Origin of the sequence: Mesorhizobium sp. M2A.F.Ca.ET.037.01.1.1 (genome assembly GCF_003998075.1) — a bacterium.
In the GTDB taxonomy this organism is placed as follows: Bacteria; Pseudomonadota; Alphaproteobacteria; order Rhizobiales; family Rhizobiaceae; genus Mesorhizobium.
Genome location: NZ_RZSA01000243.1, coordinates 1 through 7,461 on the forward strand (window position 1 = coordinate 1; position 7,461 = coordinate 7,461).

10 protein-coding genes are annotated in these 7,461 nt (G+C 63.5%); 9 read left to right on the forward strand and 1 reads right to left on the reverse strand.

Annotation, left to right across the window (positions count from 1 at the left end; genetic code table 11):
• A partial coding sequence (locus tag EOA27_RS14380) for a hypothetical protein (protein ID WP_189562030.1) occupies window positions 1–266 on the reverse strand: 266 nt, incomplete at its 3' end.
• A 269-nt stretch (window positions 267–535) separates the two neighbouring features.
• On the opposite strand from EOA27_RS14380, the gene EOA27_RS14385 reads away from it, so the two are divergent.
• The 9 genes from EOA27_RS14385 to EOA27_RS14415 all read left to right on the forward strand — a co-directional run.
• Window positions 536–928 carry a hypothetical protein gene (locus EOA27_RS14385; RefSeq protein ID WP_126083004.1) on the forward strand — a complete coding sequence of 131 codons (393 nt, stop codon included), beginning with the start codon at window positions 536–538 and terminating at the stop codon, window positions 926–928.
• 97 nt (window positions 929–1,025) lie between these two features.
• The gene (locus EOA27_RS40375; RefSeq protein ID WP_149998629.1) at window positions 1,026–1,847 is read left to right on the forward strand and encodes a hypothetical protein; all 822 of its coding nucleotides are present in this window, start codon (window positions 1,026–1,028) and stop codon (window positions 1,845–1,847) included.
• Window positions 1,847–2,392: a phage baseplate assembly protein V gene (locus EOA27_RS40680; RefSeq protein WP_189343149.1), complete on the forward strand. Its 546-nt coding sequence runs from the start codon at window positions 1,847–1,849 to the stop codon at window positions 2,390–2,392. Before EOA27_RS40375 ends, EOA27_RS40680 begins: the two co-directional genes overlap by 1 nt.
• A 162-nt stretch (window positions 2,393–2,554) precedes the next feature.
• Window positions 2,555–2,704 carry a hypothetical protein gene (locus tag EOA27_RS40685; RefSeq protein ID WP_189343148.1) on the forward strand — a complete coding sequence of 50 codons (150 nt, stop codon included), beginning with the start codon at window positions 2,555–2,557 and terminating at the stop codon, window positions 2,702–2,704.
• 120 nt (window positions 2,705–2,824) lie between these two features.
• Window positions 2,825–3,043, forward strand: coding sequence for a hypothetical protein (locus EOA27_RS14395; RefSeq protein ID WP_126083003.1), 219 nt, complete (start codon window positions 2,825–2,827; stop codon window positions 3,041–3,043).
• Window positions 3,040–3,435: a GPW/gp25 family protein gene (locus EOA27_RS14400; protein WP_126083002.1), complete on the forward strand. Its 396-nt coding sequence runs from the start codon at window positions 3,040–3,042 to the stop codon at window positions 3,433–3,435. Before EOA27_RS14395 ends, EOA27_RS14400 begins: the two co-directional genes overlap by 4 nt.
• 124 nt (window positions 3,436–3,559) lie before the next feature.
• Window positions 3,560–4,423, forward strand: coding sequence for a baseplate J/gp47 family protein (locus EOA27_RS14405; protein ID WP_126083001.1), 864 nt, complete (start codon window positions 3,560–3,562; stop codon window positions 4,421–4,423).
• Window positions 4,420–5,547: a phage tail protein gene (locus tag EOA27_RS14410; RefSeq protein WP_126083000.1), complete on the forward strand. Its 1,128-nt coding sequence runs from the start codon at window positions 4,420–4,422 to the stop codon at window positions 5,545–5,547. Before EOA27_RS14405 ends, EOA27_RS14410 begins: the two co-directional genes overlap by 4 nt.
• 42 nt (window positions 5,548–5,589) lie before the next feature.
• Window positions 5,590–7,461: DUF4815 domain-containing protein (locus EOA27_RS14415; RefSeq protein WP_127256557.1), on the forward strand; the 1,872-nt coding region annotated here is incomplete at its 3' end.

Below are 7,461 nucleotides of genomic sequence, written 5' to 3' on the forward strand. Positions count from 1 at the left end.
ATAGAATTATCCTCAGGATCGACTTTTATAAATAGCTTGTCCCCTGTATTCAATTTGTCACTAAGGGTATGAAAATTGTCACGCAGTATCGAATGGAATATTCTCCCGTTAAATTCGTACCGCACTTGCAGATTATAATCCGGAGGATCGGATCCACGCAAAAGTCGATCTATTACCGTGGCTTCGACAGATGGCCAGCGAGCAGATTTCCTTTTATAATACGAATTTTGAGCATAACCGGCAACGGCAATGACAAGAGCCGTCATCAAAATACCACTTATAAAGAAAGTTAATACCATAGTAGCTCGCGTTTTCGATGCAAAACTACCACCCTACAGGAACTGTTTATCATCGCAACGTTATCGTCTCAGCCTAAGGATTACCCAGGCTACGCCTCGCTCAGATCGTAAGTCAATATACGTGTACTCCTCCGCCTTGCCACCCAAATCTGCGCTATCAACGAGATGGGCGGTCCTCATCAATCCACTCTCGCCGATGATATTCGCCGGCGGAGAACCAGAGATCGGAGCCTTTCATGGACATTCGTGCAGCCCGCTCGCGCCTTGTCCATGAGACGCGCGCCCGCCTCGGTGACCTGATCACCATCCGCGCCAAGGTTCGGGGCGAGATGTCGGTTGCCAATGATCCGTCCCGGCCGGCCATGGTCGGTGTCAAGGGGCGGTTCGACATCAACCCGGACCTCGAATTCCTGGGCGGCCACGATCGCGGCATGGCGCCGATCCGCTTTGCCGGGCGGCTGTGCACGATCTCGATCCCGCGCGAGGACATGGCTTGGCTGCCGAAGGCCGGCGACCACTGCGAAGTCACCAGCCGCCCGACCGAGCCGATCTACGCTATCGAGCGCGTCGTCGACGACCTTCCCGAGTTGATCGTGTTCTATCTGTCGAATTTGAAGGCTGCGGCATGATCCGCCAAAGGCGGCAAGGGCGACCGCCCGTCGGGCACTTTTGCCCGGCCGTCCGCAGCGAGCGGCGAAGCCGCGGCAAGCGAAGGACAGAACTGAAATGAGCCTCGTGAACGCCATGCTGCGCATGCTGGCCGTCCAGGCGCTGCGCGGCAACACCATCGCCGCCGATGGCGTTACCGATTCCTCGATCGAGGCCTTGTCTTCGATCATGAGCGACCGGCAGACGCCGGTCGTCCTGGTGCGGATCGATGAGGCCAGGTACACGGGTCAGAACGAAGGCTTCTTCGTCACCTCCGGCACGGTGACCTTCGCGCTCGACCTGATCGTCGCCTCGAGCGTCACCTATCAGACGACCGATGGTCAGACCGTCAGCCAGATCGAGATCGCGCCGACCGACGCCGGGCTTGAATTCTCGCTCGACATGCTCGACCGCCAATGGCGGCGCGTACTGTCGGACCCGAACAATGCCTTCGCCGAATGCTTCCGCGCTCTCGTTGCGGCGATCGGCCCGGTGAAAGCCGCGCGCGGTGTCGATCCGGAGGGCGGCCGCAAGCATGCCATCCGCATGGTCGAGATCGAGATCGAGCCGGTCTGCGATCCCGCGCCCGGCGCGCCGCTGCCAGCCGTCATAGACGCGGCGCTGACCGGGCTCTCTACAGTCGCGGACTATCAAGCGGCGGTCACCATCATGCGCGCCGAGCTCGGCAAGGGTGCCGATCTGACGAGCTGGCAGAAGGTGCAGTCGACCCTGATGACCACGGCAGCGGTGCCCGGCATGCTGGGCGTGGCGCCTCCGGACGCGCTTCCGGCCTTCGTCGAGGCCGTCGATTTCGAGACTATCGGCACCGTGATCAACGGCGCCCAGACCGAACTGACGGAAGACATCCTGCCCGATCCGGATCTTGGCGGTACCGGCTGATGCATGACCCGGAACTGGTGAAGGTCATTCTCGGCCTTCAGGCCGATATCGCCGCGATCAAGCGCATGGTTGCCGGCAATCTGCGGTTCGGCACGGTGAAGAAGGTCGACCACGAGGCTAAGCGGGCGCAGCTCCTGCTGTCCGATGCCAACGGCCGCGAATTCCTGTCGCCGTTGCGGCCCTGGGCGGAGATCGCCGGCGACGAGAAATCATGGCGGCCGCCGACGGACGGCCAGCAGATGATGCTGGTCGCGTCGCATGGCGACATGCGCCAGGCGGTTCTGTTACCGATGACCTTTTCGGACCAGAGCGCCGCGCCTTCATCCGACCCGGGCACGAGGATCCTGTCGAAGTTCGGCGGGGCGGCCATGCTGTTCGACGGCGGCGGTGATCGCGCTGAGCTGTCGGCCTCGCGCGTCGACCTCGGCGCGGCCGAAGGGAAGAAGGTCGCCCGCGTCGGCGACAAGGTTCACGTCATGTCAGGGTCCTCGACCGGCTTTTGGCCAATCGTCGAGGGGTCCTCGAAGGTCTTTGCCGCCGACTAGTGGTGAAAACCTAGCGTGTGAATGCCCACAGGGAATGGCAGAAAACATCCAACGCAGAGAACTGGGGTGTGAGTCTCGTTAATGGTGCAGTAATGTCCGACGGGCAACTTCAGGGCAAGGATATGCGACAATAATCCCATATGCTGGGTGCTTGGAGGCGCAATGGAATCCCTGCTACAAATTGTGGCTGCAGTGGCGATTCTGGCCATCTACTACATGTACGAATATTGGTATGTTACCTTGCTTGTCGTCCTTTTAGGAGTGGTCGGCGTAGTCGCCGTTCGGGTTAGAGCGAAACCTGACGAACGCTGAGAACCATATCACGACCACCTCAGAGTCTAATTCCTAGCGTGTTGTGTCGGCGTTGTGGCCCAGAGTTGCCTCACGCTCGGGGGTACCAAGCGTTGGGCGTTCACCACTAGGAGGGCTTTCATGCAGCTCATCATAACGCACCGCGCGCCGCATCTCGGCGCGGCGGGAACGTCGATCGACTTGACACTGTCGCAGGCTATCTACGAGCGCCTTCGCGGGCATGTCGTCGAGCCGACCGCGCCGCCGCCTTCGCCGAAGGCTGAGGCCAGCAAACCCCGTGCGGCCAAGGTGTCAAAGGAAGGGCCCGCTCTTCGTTGTCCGAAGGACGAAGAAGGGTGACCCAGTTCGGCATGGATCGCTCGACCGGTCTCCGCCAGAGCGGCTGGGACAACGTCATCCAGGCGATCGAGATCTTGCTGACGACGCGCTATTTCGAGCGCGTCTTGCGGGAATATGTCGGCAGCCCGGTGCCCGCTTTGCTGGGCGAACTGGCGAATGTGCAGACCGTCATCCGTTTCCAGTGGTCGGTCGCGGCCGTGATCCTGCTCTTCGAGCCGCGCTTTACGCCGACGCGCATCTCGCCGCTGACGCTCGACCGCACCGGCTCCTCCGACTGGGTCATCGAAGGCATCTATCGACCGCGCGCCCATCTTGGCGACATGACTCCGGCCGGCACCGTCTCGCTGCGCCTAGGTCAGGCCGGCGGCCAACTGATCGTAACTTCTTCCTAGCCTCACGGGCCGAACCGCCGCCTGCCGGCGGCTGGCCCTCCGGCGGGCGCGGCATTGGCCGCGACGCCCGGTCGGGCTTGCGGGCTTCGCCCGAGAACGCGCTCATTTCTCAAACGGGATTGCGATGCTCGACCTTTCCACGCTCGAGGGCCTGCCGCCGCCGCAGGCGATCTCCGTGACGTCGGAGGCCGACGCTCTCGCCGCCATCAAGGCCGTCTTCGTCGACCTGGCTACGAGCTACGGGCTCGACGTCTCCGGCATCATCGATCTCGAGGGCGAGCCGGGCAACATCCAGTTGCAGGTCGGCGCATTCAGAGAGGTCCTCTACCGGGCGGCCATCAACGATGCCGTCAAGGCAAACCTGCTGGCCTTCGCGGCCCGCGCGGACCTCGACCATCTCGCCGCTTTCTACGACGTGGTGCGGCTTGACGGCGAGACCGATGCCCGGCTTCGCGCCCGCACCGTTGTCGCGATCTCCGGCCGGTCGACGGCCGGCTCCGAGGACTGGTACAAGAGCGCGGCGTTCCGGGCGAGCATTCGCGTCAAGGATGTCGCCGTCTATCGCATCGGGACCGGCCCCGACATTCGCATCGCCGTGCTCGCCACCGACAATTTCGGCGAGCCGGACGCCGCGCTGCTCGCCGCGGTCGACGCCGAGGTGCAGAAGAACAGCGTTCGGGTGATTTCCGACCGCATCACGGTCGTTTCGGCCACGAGCGCGACGGTGAACGTCGCGGCCGATATCTGGCTCCTGCCGACGACGCCTATGACGGTCTTCGATAGCCTGGAGGCGCTGTTGCGCCAGTCGCTGGCCGACGAGGGCGGGCTCGGCTTCAATCTGACCCGCTCCTGGCTGGTCTCGAAGCTTCAGGTGCCCGGCGTCCAGAAGGTGTCGCTGACCGCTCCGATGCCCGACACGATCGTGGATGACGGAGCCGCGGTGAAGCTTGGCACCGTCGCTCTGACCTACAAGGGCCGCGACCGGTGACGGATCGGCAGAACCTCCTGCCGCAGAACGCGACGGGTTTCGAGTGTGCGCTGTCGGAATCGCTCGACCGCCTGCCGGAGCTGCAGCCCGGCTTCGACGAGTTGCGCGGCTTCAAGACTGCGCCTGTGCAGGAATCGATCCTGCCCTGGCTGGTGGTCGAGTACGGTCTTGGCGGCATCACGCAATATCTGCCGGACCTCGCCTCGGTCATCGAATATGGCCTACGCTGGCAGCGAGTGAAGGGGACGCCGCAAGGCGTCGCGGAAAGCCTGACATGGGTCCACTATGCCTTCTCGACCTTCTACGAGGCCCCGTTGCGGCGCACGCGCTGGCACCTCTACGAACTCGAGCTTGATCGCTTCCGCGATGGCGAAGACGACCTTGCCACGATCGAGGCCGTCGTTCGCATGTCGGACCCAGCGAGGTCGGAGTTCTACCGCGCCTGGAACGGCTACAACGTGCGGGAGCACGAGTGGAGCTACACCCGCTGGGGCCACGGCATCTGGGGCGACAGTTCCGGAGTCTTTCTGCATGCCGGCGGCGTCAAATGGTCGTTCGGCCGCACCTTCGATGCCGGCTTCCATGAGCTGACCGAGGCCGAACTGACCGCGCTTGGTGCATGGATCGAGCCGGTAGAGGGCGGTTCGATCAGTTGGGGACCGTTTCCCTGGAACACGCCCGGACTGCAATGGGTATCGGATGCCGCCGCCTCGCGCGCGCAGATCATCGCCACCGCGCTTTTGGCGAAGACCTGCTGGGTCGGCGTCTATCGACAGGACGGCTCGCCGATCGGCTTCCGCAAAGCGCGCGTTTATCGGCCGGTGACCAGTCTCTTCGGCGGCTACTACCAGGCTGGCGGGCAAGGCTGGATCGCGGCCGCTGCTCCCGGCCCGAACATCTACGTCGAAGCCCTCATGGATTTCGCAGAGGGCGATGGCGAGACCGTCCATTCCTGGAGCGTCACGCTCGGCGGCGTGCCCGTCGACGCGCATCCGGCGGGCATCATGTGGTTGCCTGGCGCCGCCATCGCCGGCGGCACCATCGTCGGCAGCTTCGATATCGCGCCGGCTCTTCTCGGCAAGGCTTCGCGCGAGTGTTTCCGCGCCATTCTGAAAATCGCCTGACGCGCGGCTTGCGCGCGCACTTCTTCTGAAAACAGAGGCAAAATGGCTTACGAGCACAAGTCAGGGCTGTCCGGCGCTTTCGATCGTTCGGTCGCGTTCCCGCTGTGGGACAGCGTACTGACGCGTGAGGGCAAGATCGGCCAGGCGGCCGAGATGTTCGAGGCGCAGCAGATTCTGCAGCGGAAGATCGGCTCGATCGGCAACCTGGTCGCGCGCGATGGCGACCGAGTCGAAGGCGCGGATATCATCATGGACGCCGAGGCCGGGACCGTCACGCTCACGGCTGGCAAGCTCTATGTGGACGGCCGCGTACTTGATGCGCCTGGCGCGACGCTCACCGCCGTTCCGATGATAGGTTCCGTTCATATCGGCGTCCAAGTGATCGAGGACTATGTGACCGAGCTTGAAGAGCCGGCGCTGAAAGGTCTTGAGCCGGGTGCTCCATCGGAAGGAGAGGCCGGCGCCGCCCGCATCGTCAAGACGCTCTTCTGGGGCTTCTCCGGCGACGCCGGCGAGGGCAACCTCTATTCGGTCTATCTGCTGAAGGACGGCGTCGCGATCGACCAGACGCCACCGCCCAACCTGACCGGCATCAACGCGCAGCTCGCGCTCTACGACTTCGACGCCAACGGCAACTATGTCATTGGCGACAAGGACTGTCTTGTCACCTCGCTCGGCAAGGACGGGACCGACCAGGTCTTCTCGATCGCCGAGGGTGTGGCCAACATCAAGGGCCAGAAGCGCACGCGCTATGCCGCGCTGCGCCATCGCGAGCTTGAGACTTTCGATCTGTTCCGCATCCCGACTGAGGTGCACACCTTCGGGGCCAATCCGACCGTCGTGACCCTCAACCACGGGCCGATCGCGACCATCCGCGAAGTCCTGGTCGAGAAGGAAGTGACCGACACGATCGTCCGCGGCGCAACGCCAAACGGCTCCGATGCGCTGCCCAATACCGGCGTCACAGCAATTCTGGAGGTGAAGCAGGGCGCCACGACTTACAATTTCCCCGCCGACTATTCGAAATCAGGGGATCTGGTGTCGTGGGCGGCCGGCGGCGCCGAGCCGGCGACAGGGTCGAGCTACACCGTCAAGTATCGCTATCTTGGCATTGTGGTCCCGACCGAAATCACTGCCACCACGATCACGGTCGCCGGCGGTGTCAATGGCGGCCAAATCCAGATCGACTATGACTTCAAGCTGCCGCGCGTCGACGTGCTCGGCATGGATAGCGACGGCAATTCGGTCTACCTGAAGGGCGTTTCGAGCCGCACGAACCCGCTGCCGCCGACCGTCCCGGCCGACGTGCTGCCGCTGGCGCTGATCGAGAACGTTTGGACCAGCACGCCGAACGTCACGGATGTGCGGGTGCGCGCCTACACGATGGCCAAGATCGACCGGATGTATAACAGCCTGGTCGACGCGCTGGACCTGATCGCGCTGGAAAGGCTGCAGCGCGACATCGACAGCCGGGAGCCGATCTCGAAGAACGGCGTCTTCGTCGACCCGTTCACCTCCGACCGCTACCGCGACGAGGGCGAACCGCAGACGGGCGCGGTCTTCGGCGGGCTGCTGCGCCTGGCGATCGACCCGACGTTCCACCCGATCAACCTGCCCGGCGTGACGATGCTCAACTGGACGGAAGAGGTCGCGGTCGAGCAGGCACTGGCCACACGCTGCACGAAGATCAATCCCTACCAGAACTTCACGCCGCTGCCGGCGTCGATGACGATCAATCCGCCGGTCGATTACTGGACCGAGAGCGCAACGGAATGGGCCTCCGATAGCGCCGCGGCTCTGTCCTCGCCGGTCGTCATCACGACGTCGAGGTCGACCACGGGCCGCACCACGACCACGACGACCACGACGAAGAAGGAGACGATCGAGAGCTCGACCCGCGAGGAGACCCTGGCC